General features: G+C 59.5%; 15 protein-coding genes and 1 pseudogene. 10 read left to right on the top strand and 6 right to left on the bottom strand.

Going from position 1 to position 16,567, the window contains the following annotated elements:
- Nucleotides 1-9: 9 nt before the first annotated feature.
- Nucleotides 10-192 carry a hypothetical protein gene (locus PH558_RS01785; protein ID WP_285201891.1) on the bottom strand — a complete coding sequence of 61 codons (183 nt, stop codon included), beginning with the start codon at nt 190-192 and terminating at the stop codon, nt 10-12.
- Between the two features lie 389 nt (nt 193-581).
- Between PH558_RS01785 and ggt the strand changes: the two genes are divergently transcribed.
- The 3 genes from ggt (at nt 582) to PH558_RS01770 (ending at nt 5,814) form a co-directional block, all read left to right on the top strand.
- Complete coding sequence (ggt, locus tag PH558_RS01780; RefSeq protein WP_285201890.1) at nt 582-2,324, top strand: gamma-glutamyltransferase; 1,743 nt, start codon at nt 582-584, stop codon at nt 2,322-2,324.
- A gap of 354 nt (nt 2,325-2,678) precedes the next feature.
- Complete coding sequence (locus tag PH558_RS01775; protein WP_095435681.1) at nt 2,679-4,133, top strand: MFS transporter; 1,455 nt, start codon at nt 2,679-2,681, stop codon at nt 4,131-4,133.
- A 127-nt stretch (nt 4,134-4,260) separates the two neighbouring features.
- Nucleotides 4,261-5,814, top strand: a complete 1,554-nt coding sequence (locus PH558_RS01770) for an alpha/beta fold hydrolase (protein ID WP_285201889.1) — start codon at nt 4,261-4,263, stop codon at nt 5,812-5,814.
- A 73-nt stretch (nt 5,815-5,887) separates the two neighbouring features.
- Here PH558_RS01770 and PH558_RS01765 read toward each other — a convergent pair whose 3' ends face one another.
- Together PH558_RS01765 and PH558_RS01760 are read right to left on the bottom strand one after the other, a co-directional pair.
- Complete coding sequence (locus tag PH558_RS01765) at nt 5,888-7,165, bottom strand: L-fuconate dehydratase (protein ID WP_113408202.1); 1,278 nt, start codon at nt 7,163-7,165, stop codon at nt 5,888-5,890.
- 41 nt (nt 7,166-7,206) lie between these two features.
- Nucleotides 7,207-8,367 carry a CaiB/BaiF CoA transferase family protein gene (locus PH558_RS01760; RefSeq protein WP_285201888.1) on the bottom strand — a complete coding sequence of 387 codons (1,161 nt, stop codon included), beginning with the start codon at nt 8,365-8,367 and terminating at the stop codon, nt 7,207-7,209.
- 237 nt (nt 8,368-8,604) lie between these two features.
- Between PH558_RS01760 and PH558_RS01755 the strand changes: the two genes are divergently transcribed.
- Nucleotides 8,605-9,018: a carboxymuconolactone decarboxylase family protein gene (locus tag PH558_RS01755; protein WP_113408204.1), complete on the top strand. Its 414-nt coding sequence runs from the start codon at nt 8,605-8,607 to the stop codon at nt 9,016-9,018.
- 56 nt (nt 9,019-9,074) lie between these two features.
- Here PH558_RS01755 and PH558_RS01750 read toward each other — a convergent pair whose 3' ends face one another.
- Nucleotides 9,075-9,464 carry a BRA0787 family protein gene (locus PH558_RS01750; RefSeq protein ID WP_113408205.1) on the bottom strand — a complete coding sequence of 130 codons (390 nt, stop codon included), beginning with the start codon at nt 9,462-9,464 and terminating at the stop codon, nt 9,075-9,077.
- Nucleotides 9,465-9,795: 331 nt separating this feature from the next.
- Between PH558_RS01750 and PH558_RS01745 the strand changes: the two genes are divergently transcribed.
- The 4 genes from PH558_RS01745 to PH558_RS01730 all read left to right on the top strand — a co-directional run bounded on the left by PH558_RS01745 (nt 9,796) and on the right by PH558_RS01730 (nt 13,455).
- Nucleotides 9,796-10,299 (top strand): cupin domain-containing protein, encoded by a 504-nt coding sequence (locus tag PH558_RS01745; RefSeq protein WP_095436346.1) that lies wholly within the window; start codon nt 9,796-9,798, stop codon nt 10,297-10,299.
- 213 nt (nt 10,300-10,512) lie between these two features.
- On the top strand, nt 10,513-11,361 hold the full coding sequence (locus tag PH558_RS01740) for a MetQ/NlpA family lipoprotein (RefSeq protein WP_285201887.1): 849 nt from the start codon (nt 10,513-10,515) through the stop codon (nt 11,359-11,361).
- Between the two features lie 365 nt (nt 11,362-11,726).
- Nucleotides 11,727-12,809, top strand: a complete 1,083-nt coding sequence (locus tag PH558_RS01735) for a methionine ABC transporter ATP-binding protein (protein ID WP_285201886.1) — start codon at nt 11,727-11,729, stop codon at nt 12,807-12,809.
- The gene (locus PH558_RS01730; protein WP_285172879.1) at nt 12,799-13,455 is read left to right on the top strand and encodes a methionine ABC transporter permease; all 657 of its coding nucleotides are present in this window, start codon (nt 12,799-12,801) and stop codon (nt 13,453-13,455) included. Before PH558_RS01735 ends, PH558_RS01730 begins: the two co-directional genes overlap by 11 nt.
- Nucleotides 13,456-13,518: 63 nt before the next feature.
- Here the strand turns inward: PH558_RS01730 and PH558_RS01725 are convergent.
- Both PH558_RS01725 and PH558_RS01720 read right to left on the bottom strand, forming a co-directional pair.
- Nucleotides 13,519-14,549: pseudogene (locus PH558_RS01725) on the bottom strand (hydroxyacid dehydrogenase).
- Nucleotides 14,550-14,604: 55 nt separating this feature from the next.
- Nucleotides 14,605-15,300 carry a DNA-3-methyladenine glycosylase I gene (locus PH558_RS01720; protein WP_285201885.1) on the bottom strand — a complete coding sequence of 232 codons (696 nt, stop codon included), beginning with the start codon at nt 15,298-15,300 and terminating at the stop codon, nt 14,605-14,607.
- A gap of 260 nt (nt 15,301-15,560) precedes the next feature.
- Here PH558_RS01720 and PH558_RS01715 point away from each other — a divergent pair, with 260 nt between their 5' ends.
- Together PH558_RS01715 and PH558_RS34200 are read left to right on the top strand one after the other, a co-directional pair.
- Entirely contained in the window at nt 15,561-15,821 is a 261-nt protein-coding gene (locus PH558_RS01715; RefSeq protein ID WP_092712227.1) for a DUF982 domain-containing protein, read from the top strand.
- Nucleotides 15,822-15,927: 106 nt separating this feature from the next.
- Nucleotides 15,928-16,266: a DUF982 domain-containing protein gene (locus PH558_RS34200; RefSeq protein ID WP_350223795.1), complete on the top strand. Its 339-nt coding sequence runs from the start codon at nt 15,928-15,930 to the stop codon at nt 16,264-16,266.
- Nucleotides 16,267-16,567 lie beyond the last annotated feature (301 nt).

Genomic DNA, 16,567 nt, shown 5'->3' with positions numbered 1-16,567 from the left:
ACGAGTGGCTTAGACAATTGCGGTGCAATCGTCACAGCGCCAATAGGCGGCTGCGGTCGATGTCCATCGGAAGAAGTGCCGGCTGCAATGGTCGCACTCGATTTCAACGACATGCATCCTCTCGCCAACGATGAATGGCCTGCTCTTAATCCTGCGCTCGCTCTTCCATTGCTCGAGCTTCGTCACGGCCATGATTACCCTCCACGCAATACTCGCCTCGACAAGCAACAATCTAAAATAGATTCAACTAATAAAAGAATATTGCAAGTGCGAAGCGTTTTTTCTGCGCGGCAGGAGGACCAAAATTATCCGTAGTAGTGCACAGAAGACATAGTGGGCTGGATTCGAGCCTATAACACGATCTCCCCATTAGAGCCGGATGACTTTAGATCGGTTCGACCTAAAATCTGAATCCGCCATAGAATCAAAGAAGTAGAGCGTGATGTCGTCCAAAAACCGTCTATACTTTTCGGCATCACGCTTTAAAAAATTGTGACAGCGGATATCGCCATTTTCGTGCGCGACGCCATGTCATTCGTTGGCGATTTTCCATCAAGATAATAATGGGAGGCATACTCATCATGCGCCACTTCCGCCAGCGGGCGATTTCGTCGGTAACCCTGGTCACATTTGCTCTCTTTTCCGTCACTGCCAGAGCTGCCGCGCCGCCACCGGTCGAGGCGGAGCATGGCATGGTGGTCACCGCTCAACATCTCGCCACCGATGTCGGCATCGAGGTGCTCAAGAATGGTGGCAATGCCGTCGATGCCGCCGTTGCGGTCGGCTATGCACTGGCCGTGGTCTACCCGACCGCCGGCAATATCGGCGGCGGCGGCTTCATGACCATCCGTATGCGCGACGGCAAGACCACTTTCCTCGATTTCCGCGAGCGCGCACCCCTGGCGGCGACCAAAGGCATGTATCTCGACGACAAGGGCAATATCGTCAAAGGCGCCAGCACGGATGGTTATCTCGCCGTCGGCGTCCCCGGCTCAGTCATGGGCTTCGAGACGGCCCGCGAGAAATACGGCACAAAATCCCGCCAGGATCTGATCGCGCCGGCCATACGTTACGCCAAGGAAGGCTTCACGCTGAACCAGGCCGATGCCGCCGAGCTGAACGAGGGCAAGAAGTGGCTCTCGCGCGACCCGGCCACTGCCGCGGTCTTCACCAAGTCCGATGGCAAGCCCTTCGCAGCGGGCGACAAGCTGGTGCAGCCGGATCTCGCCAATGCCCTATCAGGCATTTCCGATCAGGGGCCGGATGGCTTCTACAAGGGGCCAGTCGCCAACGCCATCGTCAAGGCAAGCCAGGACAAGGGCGGCATTCTCGCAAACCAAGATTTCGAACAATATAAGGTCCGCGAGCTCGAGCCCGTGAAGTGCAACTATCGCGGATATGAGATCATCTCCTCGCCGCCGCCCTCCTCCGGCGGCGTCATCATCTGCGAAATCCTCAATGTGCTCGAAGGCTACCCGCTCTCCTATACCGGCTACGCCTCGGCCGACACGGTCCACTACATGGTCGAAGCCATGCGCTATGCCTATGTCGACCGCAACTCGGCACTCGGCGATCCCGACTTCGTCGACAACCCCGTCAGTAAGCTGCTGGATAAGGCCTATGCCCAGAAGATCCGCGACAGTATCTCTCCCTATAAGGCCGGCGTTTCCAAGGATCTGATGCCCAAGGGCCTCGGCGAAAGCCATGAGACCACGCATTATTCGATCATCGACAATGACGGCAATGCCGTCGCCGTTACCTATACGCTGAACGGCTCCTTCGGCGCCGGCGTCGTTGCGCCCGGCACGGGCATCCTCTTGAACAACGAGATGGATGATTTCACCTCCAAGCCCGGGGTGCCCAACCTTTATGGCCTAGTGCAGGGCGAGGCCAACGCCATCCAGCCGAAGAAGACGCCGCTCTCCTCCATGAGCCCGACGATCGTTACCAAGGACGGCAAGCCCTTCATGGTGATCGGCAGCCCCGGCGGCTCGCGCATCATCACCATCACGCTGGAAGCAATCATCAACGTCATCGATTTCGGCATGAACATTCAGGAGGCGATCGATGCTCCGCGCATCCATCACCAATGGCTGCCGGACAAGGTCTACATGGAGCCGCGTGCGCTTTCGCCCGATACGATCAAGCTTCTGACCGGCATGGGCTACACGGTTCAGGTCGACAATAGCTGGCCGATCTGGGGCCAGGCCGCTGGCATCCTCGTCGGCGGCAAGAGCCTCAGCGACATCGCCAAGGGCGGTGGCGCCCGCTACAACGGCGCCGTGGATAGCCGTGCCGGCTCCGGACTGGCGGCCGGTTACTGACCGCGGCGCGCTCTCCGACTTGACGAATAAGGCCGGTGCCGCCCTGTTGGACACCGGCCTTTTCACATCCGCCTGCACACAGAAACGAGCACATTATCTTACGCCGCAAAACCAAGCGTGAACATTTCGGCGCGATATCGCGCCTATTCATTCACCTCACGTTCATTTGATGCCGTTTGCTCCTGCATGTGCGTCATTTTTTTTCATCCCATGAATGGGATTTGCGATTTCTGATATAGCAATCGCGTGCAAGCAGGAGTATACAAACCGCCGTTCAAATAGGCCTTCGCGCCATGACCAGACTTGCGGTTCTGTCTTACGACCCCACCGCACCATCGAGAGCGATCCCCGACAATGTCGGATCAGATATTCCAGGCCGCCCCGACCCGGCGGGCCGCACCGAATTTTCGTGTAGTAGCGCTTATCGTAGCAAGCGCGATGTTCATGGAACAGCTCGACGCGACCGTGCTCGCAACAGCCCTTCCGACTATGGCAAGAGACTTCGGCGTCAGCGCGCCGGCCATGAGTATCTCGCTGACATCCTACCTCCTCAGCCTCGCGATCTTCATTCCTGCCAGCGGCGCCATCGCAGACCGCTTCGGGTCGCGCACCGTCTTTCGGTCCGCCATCGCGGTCTTCGTTGTCGGCTCGCTTCTCTGCGCGCAGGCGCCGAACCTGTTCTTCCTCGTGATCGCGCGCCTCCTTCAAGGCCTCGGCGGCGCTATGATGCTGCCCGTCGGTCGCCTCGTGCTGATGCGCAGCGTCGCCCGCAAGGATATGGTCAACGCCATGTCCTGGCTGCTGATCCCGGCGCTGGTCGGCCCCATTCTTGGCCCGCCGATCGGCGGCATGTTCGTCACCTATCTCGACTGGCGCTGGATCTTCTACATCAACGTGCCGATCGGCATCATCGGCTTCATCCTGGTGACGATGTTCATCGAAGAGGTGAAAGGCCCGCGCACCGGTCGTTTCGATCTCTCAGGCTTCATCCTCTCGGGCATTTCGCTCGGCTCTCTGCTCTTCGGCTTTGAAATGTCGAGCCGCGAGGGCGAAGGCTATATGGCGGTCTTCCTGATCTCCATCGGCCTTCTGTTCGGCATCGCCTATCTGCACCACGCCCGCAAGCACCCCTCACCGATCATGGATTTCTCCTTGATGAAGGTGCCGACTTTCCGCACCTCGGTCATCGCCGGTTCGCTGACGCGTATCAGCCAGGGCGCCCATCCCTTCCTGATCCCGCTGATGCTGCAGCTCGGCTTCGGTCTTTCGGCCGCGGCCGCAGGCCAGATCGCTATTGCGACCGCGCTCGGCTCCATGGCCATGAAGCCGCTGCAGGTCCGCATCCTGCGCACGCTCGGCTTCCGCACCGCCCTCATCATCTTCGGCCTGATCGGCACGCTCGGCTATGGCATGTGTGCCATCTTCAAGCCGGATTGGCCGCTGCCCGTCATCTTCGTGATCCTGTTCTTCTGCGGCTTCTTCATGTCGTTCCAGTTCACGGCCTACAACACGATTGCCTATGACGAGATCGAGCGCGACCGCATGAGCATTGCGACGAGTTTCTACTCGACGTTCCAGCAGCTGATGCTGTCTCTCGGCATCTGCGTCGCCGCTCTTGCGCTGCATGGCTCGATGCAGCTGCGTGGGGAGACGAAGGCCGAGATGATCGACTTCTCCGTCGCCTTCATCGTCGTGACAGCCATCGCGCTGCTTGCGGTGATCTGGAACGCCAGCTTCTCGCGGACCGCCGGCTCGGAAATCAGCGGCCACCGCCGCAGATCGCCGGAAGACAGCCTCGGCGAGCATTGATGCTTGCCTCCCGCCAACTCCGGCAATAGTGTCTTTGGTGAACAGTGTCTCCACGGACGGTGCATTGCATTGAACAGTGGCAGCGACCTAAATAGTACCAGAACGAAATAACAGTCTGGAGCATCCCATGGTCGCCGGCATCCATCACATCACGCTGATCACCCGCAAGGTCCAGGCGAATGTCGATTTCTACGTCGGCTTCCTCGGCATGCGCCTCGTCAAGCGCACCGGCGGCTTCGAGGACGCCGCGCAGCTTCACCTCCTCTATGGCGACGCCGTGGGTTCGCCCGGCTCGCTGATCACCTTTCTGGTTTGGGAGGATGGTTCTCCCGGCCGCGCCGGCGTCGGCCAGGTCGGCGAAATCTCGCTCGCCATCGATCCGGCAAGCATCGGTTATTGGTTGACGCGCGCCCTGAGTGCCGGCCTCAAACCGGAAGGCCCATCGGAGGAATTCGGCGAGCCGGTCCTGAGGCTGAAGGACCCGGATGGCGTCATCGTCAAACTGGTGGGAACGAACACGCTGCAGGCCGCAGCTCCTTGGACGAGCGATACCATTCCGCAGGAGCACGCGATTGCCCGCATCCGCGGCGCAACGCTGTTCAGCGAAACACCAGAGGAGACGCAAGCCATGCTGGTCGACCACTTCGACTACCGTCCGCTTGCCACCAGCGGAGCGATCAGCCGGCTCGTCTCGGAGCCCGGCGATATCCTCGACATCCGCGATGCCTGTGGCTTCTGGACGAGCGCGCCGGGCACGGGCACGGTGGATCACGTCGCCTTTCGTGCCGCGGACGATGCCGAATTGCAGTCGGTTCACACCACACTCCAGGCGATCGATTCCGGGCCGACGACAATGCATGACCGCAAATATTTCCGCTCGCTCTACGTCCGCGAACCCGGCCGCATCCTCTTCGAACTCGCGACGGACGCGCCGGGCATGTTGATTGACGAGGACGAGGCAACGCTCGGCACGCGCCTCTTCGCCCCCGGCGACAGTCCGAAGCTTCTGGCCGAATTGAACGTGATCCTCCCACAGTTCTCCATGCCCGGCGAGCCGCGCGTCATCTATCGCGACCTGCCCTTCATCCATCGTTTCTTCACGCCCGATGAGCCGAACGGCAACGTCTTCATTCTGCTGCACGGCTCGGGTGCCAACGAAACAACCATGCTGCCGCTCGGCCATAAGATCGACGCCGATGCGACCTTGCTTAGCGTACGTGGCCGTGCACTCGAGGAAGGCGCGCCGCGCTGGTTCCGCCGCAACGGGCCGATGTCTTTCGATCAGGCCGATATCGCCAACGAGGCCGAAGCCTTCGCCGCCTTTATCGATGGTGCGATCCATGCCTATGGGCTCGATCCGGACCGCATCGTCTATGTCGGCTATTCGAACGGCGCCAACCTGCTGAACGCCATGCTGTCGCTGCACCCACATCTGATCCGCCGCGCGGTGCTGCTGCGCTCTGTGGCCGCCCTCGGAAATCCGCCAGCGGCGGACATGTCGGATGCCCAGGTGTTGGTGGTCGCCGGAGAGAAGGATCTGTATGGCCCCTACGCCCAACCACTGACCGAACATCTGCGGAATGGCGGCGCCAAGGTTGAGCTTGCAACAGTTCCAGGCGGTCACGAGTTTGACGATGCGGACGTGCCCGTCATTCAGGCTTGGTTGAACAAGCCCGTCTGAGGCGGATCTTCCGAATATAAACGACAAAAGCCCGCCGGATGGCGAGCTTTTGCTTCGGGCAATCCGGCAGGTTTCAACCCTTGAACGTATATTCCGAGATGGATTCCGGCTTCATCTCGATCGAGAAGCCCGGCAGGCTCGGCGGCATATAGGCGGCGTCGCGGATGATGCAGGGGTCGATGAAATGCTCGTGCAGGTGATCGACATATTCGATCACCCGGCCATCCTTGGTGCCTGAGACGGCGATATAGTCGATCATCGACAGGTGCTGGACATATTCGCAAAGCCCGACACCGCCAGCATGCGGCCAGACCGGCAATCCATACTTGGCGGCGATCAGCAGCACTGCCAGCACTTCGTTCAAGCCACCCATACGGCAGGAATCGATCTGCACGATATCAATCGCGCCCTCGGCGATGAACTGCTTGAACATGATGCGGTTCTGGCACATCTCGCCGGTCGCGACCTTCACCGGGCCGATGGCCTGGCGGATCTTGCGGTGTCCCGCAACATCATCCGGGCTTGTGGGTTCTTCGATGAAGAAGGGCTTGGCGAAGGCGAGCTTCTTCACCCAGTCGATCGCCTGATTGACTTCCCAGACCTGGTTGGCGTCGATCATGAGATAACGGTCGGGCCCGATCACTTCGCGGGCGATGGTCAGGCGACGGATATCGTCTTCGAGATCGCGGCCGACCTTCATCTTCACATGGTTGAAGCCGGCATCGATCGCCTCCTGGCATAGGCGGCGCAGCTTGGCATCGTCATAGCCGAGCCAGCCGGCAGATGTCGTATAGCAGGCATAGCCCTCGCGCTCGAGCGTGGCGATACGGTCGGCCTTGCCGGCTTCCGCCTTCTTCAGGATGACAACGGCCTCGTCGCGGGTCAGCACATCGGTCAGGTAACGATAATCGACGATATCGGCGATCTGCTCCGCGTCCATTTCGGCTACCAGCCGCCAGATCGGCTTGCCGGCTTCCTTGGCGAGCAGATCCCAGACGGCATTGACGACGGCGCCGGTTGCCAGATGCATCGCGCCCTTCTCCGGGCCGATCCAGCGCAGCTGGCTGTCGCTGGTCAGATGCCGCCAGTATTTGCCCGGGTTTTCCAGAACCGTCGCAAGTTCGGTGCCGACGACCAGATGCCGCATTGCCTCGATCGCCATGCAGCAGATGTCATTGCCGCGGCCGATGGTGAAGGTCAGGCCGTGGCCGGCAAGGCCCGGCTTGTCGGTGTCGAGGATGACATAGGCTGCCGAATAGTCCGGATCCGGATTCATCGCGTCCGAACCATCGAGGCTCTGCGATGTCGGGAAGCGCAAATCGAAAACGCGAAGATTGGTGATGCGCGTCATTGGAAAACTCCTTCTAAATCCATCGCGACCTCTCGACCCCTTCAGCCAAGGTCGAACTCCTCCCAGAGTGCCGCATTATGCTCGCCAACGTGCGGGGCCGCACGCTCGAATTTCGGTCGCTGCCCATCGATGCGGATAGGCGAGCGGGTGGTACGCAGGCTGACGCCATCTTCGCGCCCGACCGTCTGCAGCATGTCGAGAAAACGAAAACCTTCGCTACCTAGCAGCTCCGGCCAGTTCAGCACTTTTGCGCACCAGATGTCGGCAGGTTCCAGGATCGCCAGCCAGTCGTCAACGTTGCGGCTGGCGATGCGCGCCGCGATCAGCGCCTTGATTTCATCGCGTGCCGTGAACCAGCTTTTCTCGTCATCGCGATAGGGCTCAAGCTCGTCCATCCCGAGCAGATCGGCAAGTTTGGAAATCGGCGTCATGGCGATCGCGAGATAGCCGTCGGCGGCGGGGTAGACGCCATAAGGCGCTGAAAGATAGGCATGGGCGCTGCGAACATGGGAGCGCTCAGGCAGCTTGCCGCCGTTGTTCATATGCACGCTCAGCACCTCGACCTGCAGATCGACCAGAGCTTCCAGCAGGCTGGTCTCCACCAGCCCGCCCTCGCGCGTCACGCCACGCCGCACCAGCGCCGCAAGAATGCCCTGCGCCGCTGCCGCACCTGCGAGCATATCGCCGATCGCGAGACCAAAAGGCACCGGCCCCTGTCCCTCGTCACCGTTCAGCCACATGACGCCGGAGCGCGACTGCGCCAGAAGATCCTGCCCCGGCCGTGCGACCCATGGTCCCTCTTCGCCGTAGCCGCTGATCGAGCAATAGACGAGACGCGGATTGAGCTTGCTTGCGGCCTCGTAATCCAGCCCCAGCCGCTCGATCACGCCGGGGCGAAAGTTCTGAATAAGCACGTCGGCCTTGGAGATCAGCTTGCGCAGCGCGCTCATATCGCGCTGGTTCTTCAGATCGACCGCCAGACTTTCCTTTGAGCGGTTGATCGCATGGAAGATCGTCGAATCACCGCTTTCATCGTCGCTGAGATAAAGCCCACGCGAAAGATCGCCGCCACCGGGACGCTCGATCTTGATCACCCTGGCACCGAGATCCATCAGTCGCAGCGAGCAATAGGGACCCGACAGAAACTGGCTCATGTCGACGACGACAAGTCCGGCCAGCGGCAAGTCCCTCTTCAGTGTCATTGATATTCCCGCTCCCCGACATCACCCCGGCCCACGGCGCCTCTCCGCCTTGAGGACTATCCTCGTCACCGGTTCTGCGTCAGCCTCAATCTTCTTATGTGAATAGTATTTTCACATATGGATGATTTTTGCAAACGAAAAGAGGGAGGATAATGGGAGCTCTCCGCGCCCATGTCGTCAGGAAATAGATTATGGTTCCACACAATGAGAGCTGACGAAATGAAAGGGAGATAAGGAATGGCGACGGTCAAGTTACTCGATGATGCGGAAGCCGAGGCAATCCCGGCGGTCAAGGCTGTGTTCGACGACATTCGCGCGGTGAGAAAATCCGATTTCGTCAATAATTTCTGGCGCGGCCTTGCCAATGATCCTGCATTGCTTAAACGCACCTGGGAGGGCCTGAAAGCGGTCATGGTGGCGGACGGCGCACTCGACCCGCTCGTGCGCGAGATGATCTACATAGCCGTCTCCACGGCCAACGGCTGCACCTATTGCGTCCATTCGCATACCGCAGCCGCCAGAGCAAAAGGCATGACTGACGCCCAGCACGGGGAACTGCTGGCGGTTATGGGACTTGCCGGACAGACCAATCACCTCGTGACGGCGATGCAAATCCCCGTCGATCCGGAATTCGAGGTCGGCGGCCGATGACACGCAAAAGGCCCGCGGGCATATGCCGGCGGGCCTTCCATAAACAATCTTCGCTGTTAGCGATCCGACGTTTCCGCCGCCTGGGTATCTGCCGCAATGGCAGCAACATTGACGCCGTTGTTCACGATCAGCAATCTTTTACGAACCAGAACGCCCATCACGCGGGCGGCGGTCGAAAAAGTCATCGTGTCGAGCGGACCCTCGCCCTCCCAAGGCTTGGTCAGCCGCTCGGTCACGGCCGAGACGATATTGTTGGGCACGATATCAGTGCATTCGCGCATGGCCTCGAAAACGACGCTGATGGGATGGATACGTCCCTCGAACGTCACGATCGGTTCGGTTACTTCGCTGTCCCATTCCTCGAAGGCATAGAGCGCTTCGCGGAAGAGCTGCTGCAGGGTAATGGGGGCATGACCCTCATGAAGGGGCGGCAAGGCATTCGACATGTCTGTCTCCTTTCAATTGGAAGTCCGGCGCATATATGAAAGTTGATGGTCTCTCCTCCGAGACCCAAGCGCTGCTTCTTCAGTTTGGCGCGCCTTAAATGGGGGAGCGGCGCGGCAAACCATCTTGTGACCGGCGCAACGCGGGACGCACACGAAATGTTCCCACCGGTCATGTAACTTGATCAAGTCTATAGATTAATCTCGACTTGAAAAGCCTCAATGATAACTTTCTGCAATTCTCTTTATTTTTGAATGACTTCACGTAGAGTGAAATGACAGCGCATCTGTGGAAGGCATGCGAATCTCTATTCAGGGCCGAAAGGACGCGACCATGTGCGGCGATCATGAACACGAGCATCAACACGGGCAAGATCATAGCCAGCAACAGGTCGATTGGCGTGAACATGGCGTCAAGATCATTCCGGGCAATGCCCTCGACCCGAATACGGCACAGACACCGGGCATGAACCGGGCAACTGCAATCAATCAAGCCCGCGCAGGCGCCGAAAAGATCTGGGCAGGAACCGTGACGATCCACGCCAATGCCAAGACCGGCGCTCACCATCACGGTGATCTCGAAAGCATCATTTACGTCGTCAAAGGCCGGGCGCGGATGCGCTGGGGCGAGAACCTGGAATTCGTCGCCGAAGCCGGGCCTGGCGATTTCATCTTCGTGCCGCCCTATGTGCCGCATCAGGAGATCAATGCCAGCCGCGACGAAACGCTGGAATGCGTCCTTGTCCGCTCCGGGCAGGAGCCAGTCGTCGTCAATCTGGATATCGAACCGGTCGAAAAGCCGGAAGAGGTCCTCTGGAAGGACCCCATCCATCGCTGAGGCGATTAATTTTTGAGCAAATGCCTATTTTGCCGCATAAGTAATCTATAGTAATTATAGAAAATAAGTTTGCTCTTTTGCGTTGCACTGAAAAGAGTTTTTCAGAACCGCAGTGCACAACGCATGATCCTGCTTCGCGGATAGACCGCGCGTCTGAAATGATCCTGCTGTCAACGAGAGAACGATCTCGATCATCTGGAACAGGGATTTCCCATGACTGAAAAGCTTTCTAGAGGTTTCGACGCGCTGCGCCTTTCCCGCCGCGCCGGCCTTGCCGCCATCCTCGCTTCCGCTGTCGCCGTCCTCGGCCTGACGCCAACCGCCATGCCGTCTTTGGCTGCAGACAAGACGATCAAGGTCGGCATCATGAGCGGCGAGGACGAGGATGTCTGGCGCGTCGTGGTCGCCGAGGCCGCCAAGAAGGGCCTGAAGGTCGAGCCGGTCGTCTTCAACGATTATACCCAGCCGAACGAAGCACTCGAGCGCGGCGAAATCGACGCCAATGCCTTCCAGCACAAGCCCTACCTCGACAACCAGATCAAGCAGCACGGCTATCACATCGCGATTGCCGGCTACACGGGCATCTGGCCGATCGGCCTCTACACGAAGAAGTACAAGACCGTAGCCGACCTTCCGAAGGGCGCTGCCATCGGGGTGCCGAACGATCCGTCCAACGAAGGCCGCGCACTGCTCGTTCTGCAGCATGAAGGCATCATCAAGCTCAAGGACGGCACCGGCATCCTCGCCACCACCGCCGACATCGCAGAAAATCCGAAAAACGTCGACATCAAGGAGCTGGATGCCGGCATCGTCGGCCGTTCGATCGATGATCTCGATGCAGCCGTTGTCAACACCGACTGGGCACTGAAAGCAGGGCTCTCGGCGAAAGACCGCATCGCGCAGGAGCAGACCGAAAACAATCCGTACCGCAACTTCATCGCCGTCAAGCAGGGCAGCGAGAATGAAGCCTGGGTCAAGACGCTGGTCGCCTCCTATCAGAACGACACCGTCAAAGCCGAGTTCGACAAAGTCTACAAAGGCACCGGCCAGAGCGCCTATTGATCTCAGAACGGCGCGGGGGACAGCGCTGAACGGCGGGCGGCCGGGGCATCTTGCCCGGCCGCCTTTGATGTTTTCCCCGGCAGGATGCGATGAAGTTTATAGTTGGTTATGGAGTTCGCTGAGGGTACATACCCCCTCTGTCACTTTCGTGACATCTCACCCACAAGGGGGAGATTGGCAATATTTGGCAAGCCATTGCCAGAAAACACGCATCGCATCTGCTGACACATTGCCGATTGTTCTGCTAAGCGCGCAACAAACTCCCAACGATCTCCCCCCTTGTGGGGGAGATGTCACGAAGTGACAGAGGGGGGTACAATGGCCTCTACGAACTCGGAGGCCGCTTTTATACAAAGAGAAGCACTATGAATTCTTTCACCCCAGCCACATCGATCGACGGACAGGCGCCGCCTGAAGCGACAGGCGACGAGATCGTTCGCCTGGTTGATGTCCGCCGCCGGTTCGGCGCGACGCCGGCGCTGGATGGCATATCGCTGACCGCACGCCGCGGCGAAATCGTCGGCATCATCGGCCGCAGCGGCGCCGGCAAATCGACACTGATCCGCTGCCTAAATGGGCTGGAGCGCGCCGATAGCGGCGAGATCCACATCGAGGGCCGCGACATCGCCCGCCTTTCGGAGAAGGAATTGCAGCCGCTGCGCCGCCGCATCGGCATGGTCTTCCAGCACTTCAATCTGCTGTCCTCAAGAACGGTCGAGGAAAACATCGCATTACCGCTGAAGATCGAAGGCGTCGCCAAGGCAGAACGATTGCAGCGTGCCCGCGAGCTGTTGGAACTCGTCGGCCTTGCCGACAAGGCGAAGGCCTATCCAGCGGCCCTTTCCGGCGGCCAGAAACAGCGCGTCGGCATTGCCCGCGCCCTCGCAGCGCGGCCCGCAATTCTCCTGTCGGACGAAGCGACATCGGCGCTCGACCCCGAAACTACCCGATCTATCCTAGCACTGTTGAAGGACATCAACCGCAAGCTCGGCCTGACGATCCTGCTCATCACCCACGAGATGGAAGTGATCCGCTCGATCGCCGATCGTGTCGCGGTCATCGATGCCGGCCGGATCGTCGAAGAAGGTTCCGTGTGGACCGTTTTCGCCAATCCTCAGCAGGACATCACCGCCAGCCTGCTCAGCGGCGCCCGCCCGCAGCTTCCCGACCATATTGCCGCTCGCCTTTCCCCGACATCGGGCACCGAGGCTATCCTGAGCGTCGATCTTGCCGGCCCTGCCGCGCAGGGCGCACTCTTTGCCGAGCTTTCGGCCGCCCTTCCCCGCTCCTTCCGGCTGGTCCATGGCGGCATCGACCATATCCAGAACCAGCCCGTCGCCCGCTTCTTCGTCGCGGTGCCGACGCGCGATGCAACCTTGCCGACTAAAGTCAGCGATTTTCTGAAAGCCCGCTCCGCCCGGGTGGAGGTTCTAGGCTATGACAACTGATGTAATCCTCGGCCTGCTTTGGCGCTCCTTCTGGCAAACCATCTGGATGACGGGCGCCTCCGGCTTTCTCTCCCTCATCATCGGCCTGCCGCTCGGCCTTGCCCTCGTCGTCACCAGCCGCGGCGGCATCGCCGAACAGAGTGCGATCAACCGCGTTCTGGGCATCTTGGTCGACGGCTTCCGCGCCGTGCCATTCATCATCCTGCTCATCGCCCTCATCCCGCTGACGCGTCTGATCGTCGGCACGGCGCTCGGCACGACGGCCGCGATCGTGCCGCTGACCATCGCAGCGATCCCCTATTATGCTCGCGTTGCCGAGGTCTCGCTGCGCGATGTCGATCGCGGCCTGATCGACGCCGTGCGCGCCATGGGCGGCAATCGCTGGACTATCGTCCGCGAAGTGCTGATACCGGAAGCGATGCCCGGCATTGTCGCCGGCTTCACCGTGACCATGGTCACACTGATCGGCGCTTCGGCCATGGCCGGCACGATCGGCGGCGGCGGCCTCGGCGACCTTGCCATCCGCTATGGCTATCAACGCTATGAGACGAGCGTCATGATCGCCGTCGTCATCATCCTGATCATTCTGGTCTGGGGCATGCAATGGCTGGGCGATCGCCTCGCCAATCGGCTCGATCGCCGCTAGCTCCATCGATACAAATCCATTCCCAGTGCAGAAAGACATTGCTCCGGGAGTGAAGACGAAAGATCAGTTGCGCGTCACCGGCTTCGAGCGCATGCGCGATACGGTCTCCCGCTCGGCACGCTTGCAGCGCATCGGCGGCAGGCCGCGATCCATTAGATCCATATCCTCCAGCACCATGTCGCCCATCTTCTTGAAGGCGCTGTCGAGCGCACCGGCGCGGTGGGCCGAGCGGAGAAAACCCTTGAGCTTGCGTACTGGATGATCAAGGCTGAGCGGCTCCTCGGGGTAGACATCGCTTGCCGCCACGATACGGCCCGAAGCGACAGCCGCCATCAGTGCATCGAAATCGACGACATCGGCGCGGCTGAGCAGAATGAAGGCCGCTCCCTCGCGCATTTTCGCAAAAGCCTCTGCCCCGAGAAAACCCCTGTTCTCGCTAGTGACCGATGCGACCACGAACACGAAATCGCTGTTGGATAACACCTCATCGAGCCCAGCGGGCTGAACGCCGTGTTCCCGGAGGATCGACGGCGGCATCCAGGGATCGAAGACCCTGATATTGGCGCGGAAGCCGGACAGCACGCTGTTCAGCGCCTTGCCGAGATCACCGAAGCCGACAATGCCAATATCGCTGCCGCCAACGAGCCGTGCCTTCGCATTGCCATCGCCACCCCAGAGTTCCCTGCCCTCGCGGAAATCGACATCGGCATCGACGATCCCGCGCGCCAGGCTCAGAGCAAACCCAAGGCCGATCTCGGCGACCGGTTCGGCAAAACGAGGCCAGTGGTCACGACGTGGATGCCGCGCTCGAAAAGCACTTCATAGGGCATGTTGTTGATGAGATTGCTCTCGACATTCAGGATACAACGCAGTTGCGGCATGCGATCCAGCGTTTCCCTCGATAGCGGCGGCTGGCCGATGATGTAGCGCGCCTCGACGAGCACCTCGTCGCCCAGTCCGGCGATATTGTCCGGATCCGCCTCGACAATGCGATATTTCGAATGAAGGAGCGACAGAGCGTCCCTGGTGAAGATAAGCTCGAGCGAGCGCGGCTCTGGCGCGCTGATGGCCAAGGGTCTGCTATCGGCGGTCATTCTATTCCTCCCTGTCTGGCGAGGCGATCCAATAGCATTCCAGGGACCAGATCAATCAGGCCTCGTCCTCTTCCCCTGGCATTCCGACGGAGAAAGCGCAGATGCGCGAGAGATGGGTGAGCGGCAGACTCGTCTCGGCATGCCAGGCATTGAACTGATCCTGGATCAGACGCAGGTCTTTCTTCGTCGGTTTGCTTTCAGAAATCGGCACGCCGGAAAGCCGCAGACAGACGAGAACGTCATGGCTCATGACGAAGCTGTCGCGGCCGATCGCCCGCAGGAGATATTGGCCGGTCATGCCGCCGAGCCGGTTTGCCTGCTTGTCCAGAACCGCAAGCAGGCCGATCTGATCCTCCAGCGGCCAGTCGGCGAAGAAGCGGCCGGCGCTGCCATACGTGTCGGCAAGCTGGCGGATGAACTGCGCATTGTCCCGCACCGACATGATCTTGGCGCCGTTGCGGATGACCCGTGCGTCCGAAGTCAGATCATGCCAGTAATCATCCGGCGCCAGATTGAGAAAGGCGGGGTCAAAGCCGGAGAATGCCGTTTCGAAACCAGCCCATTTCGAATCGATGACGTTACGCACGAAACCAGCATAAAAGATGTAGCGCGTCATCTCCGACAAGATCCGATCATCGGGCAGAGCACGCAGCACCTCATGGTTCGGCGCCTTGGGCATCAGCGCCTTTAACCCGTCGGCGCCTCCCTTGCGCTTCTCGGCCCGCTTTCTGATCTCGGCAAAGCTTCCCATCACCCGCTCCCATCGGCCACGCTGTAACGACAAGTCTTTTACGATCTTATCGCCCAGTGCAAGCAATCTCCATGCAATGATTTGCTGTGAAAAACACGACGTAGAAAGTTATGACTCGAAAGTTGATCACGCCGGCATTCGAATTGATTTCCCGACGATTGAAACAGTTCCGAACTGCTCCAGATATCGTCTTGAAATTAACTTGAGATTTCGCACACCGTAGCGTTAATTTCGGCGGCGTCGGATCGGAGCCTCCTGCCATGAACAATAAAGACTGGAATTATCCCATCATGGTCATCTGCAAGCGCACCGGAAAAGTCTATACGGTCGCGAACACGAAGGAGGCTCTGGACATGCTGCTGAACGCATGGCCTGTCGCAGAGGGTAAAGCTTTCATGATGGCTCTACAGGTCTGTGCCGATGTCGAACGAGGCCAGGGACAACCGCTGGAAGCTCGCAACAGCTTTGTCGCTGCAGCATCGGAGGCTGGCGTCCCCCTTGAGATGCCGGTGATTCAGTAAGATTGCTGCCTGTTTCGAGACCTGCTGCGCACTGTTTTCACAAGGCTTGATTGCGCATAGTCCGGTAGGCTGCCACACTGTTTGGCACCGCACCGCTCTTACAAAAATGGTGCGGACCGATTTCCGGAAATTGCGAAACTTTTTGCCGTGGCGGGAGTTTCACTCGCAATGTCGGAGCATCATCGAAATGAAAATGACCTTTAAGGCCGGCGCAAGCCGCTGGCCTGAGCCCGTATATCTGCGCATCGGCCACGGCATGCCGGAAGCAATCCGGAGCCCGAAGGAAGCCCACAATCACCTTCTTCTCCGCTGGCCAACCGTCAGAGGCGAAAAATACGATTCGGCCAGAAGCCTCTGCCTTGAAGCCGAGACCGACCCCTTTCTTTGTGAGTACGCCAGGAAGGTGTTCATCAAGGCCTGCATCGAAGCCGGTGTGCTCGACTAGATAGCGATATTGAACCTGTGGCCGATTCTTGTTTGAATACGCAAGCTTTCGTGCTGTGCATGCGGCGTCTCGGCACAGTACCGTCAAAGCCACCGCGCTTGCATGATCACAAGCTCCCTCAAGACCCATTCAATTCTGCGGGAAATGTACGACGCCCTCGCATTTTACAACTATCGCGGGTATTCACGAGGTGAATTTGCTCGTAAGCAGCAGGGAGCGGAACCTGTTTCACTGACATCAGCCGGAAAGCGTTCGAATCGGAACGCTTCTTGCTGTGTTACCGAAGCATGAACGTTTCGGA

It is taken from the genome of Rhizobium pantanalense (genome assembly GCF_030182525.1).
Taxonomy (GTDB): Bacteria; Pseudomonadota; Alphaproteobacteria; order Rhizobiales; family Rhizobiaceae; genus Rhizobium.
This window is presented reverse-complemented; position numbering and strand designations above follow the sequence as displayed.

Excerpts from the sequence above, each read along its gene's own strand:
- PH558_RS01715 (WP_092712227.1), top strand. The coding sequence starts at position 15,561 with ATGAACAATAAAGACTGGAATTATCCCATCATGGTCATCTGCAAGCGC.
- PH558_RS01765 (WP_113408202.1), bottom strand. The coding sequence starts at position 7,165 with ATGACGCGCATCACCAATCTTCGCGTTTTCGATTTGCGCTTCCCGACA.
- PH558_RS01785 (WP_285201891.1), bottom strand. The coding sequence starts at position 192 with ATGGCCGTGACGAAGCTCGAGCAATGGAAGAGCGAGCGCAGGATTAAG.
- PH558_RS01745 (WP_095436346.1), top strand. The coding sequence starts at position 9,796 with ATGTGCGGCGATCATGAACACGAGCATCAACACGGGCAAGATCATAGC.
- PH558_RS01735 (WP_285201886.1), top strand. The coding sequence starts at position 11,727 with ATGAATTCTTTCACCCCAGCCACATCGATCGACGGACAGGCGCCGCCT.
- ggt (WP_285201890.1), top strand. The coding sequence starts at position 582 with ATGCGCCACTTCCGCCAGCGGGCGATTTCGTCGGTAACCCTGGTCACA.
- PH558_RS01730 (WP_285172879.1), top strand. The coding sequence starts at position 12,799 with ATGACAACTGATGTAATCCTCGGCCTGCTTTGGCGCTCCTTCTGGCAA.
- PH558_RS01775 (WP_095435681.1), top strand. The coding sequence starts at position 2,679 with ATGTCGGATCAGATATTCCAGGCCGCCCCGACCCGGCGGGCCGCACCG.
- PH558_RS01720 (WP_285201885.1), bottom strand. The coding sequence starts at position 15,300 with ATGGGAAGCTTTGCCGAGATCAGAAAGCGGGCCGAGAAGCGCAAGGGA.
- PH558_RS01770 (WP_285201889.1), top strand. The coding sequence starts at position 4,261 with ATGGTCGCCGGCATCCATCACATCACGCTGATCACCCGCAAGGTCCAG.
- PH558_RS34200 (WP_350223795.1), top strand. The coding sequence starts at position 15,928 with ATGGTGCGGACCGATTTCCGGAAATTGCGAAACTTTTTGCCGTGGCGG.
- PH558_RS01750 (WP_113408205.1), bottom strand. The coding sequence starts at position 9,464 with ATGTCGAATGCCTTGCCGCCCCTTCATGAGGGTCATGCCCCCATTACC.
- PH558_RS01740 (WP_285201887.1), top strand. The coding sequence starts at position 10,513 with ATGACTGAAAAGCTTTCTAGAGGTTTCGACGCGCTGCGCCTTTCCCGC.
- PH558_RS01755 (WP_113408204.1), top strand. The coding sequence starts at position 8,605 with ATGGCGACGGTCAAGTTACTCGATGATGCGGAAGCCGAGGCAATCCCG.
- PH558_RS01760 (WP_285201888.1), bottom strand. The coding sequence starts at position 8,367 with ATGACACTGAAGAGGGACTTGCCGCTGGCCGGACTTGTCGTCGTCGAC.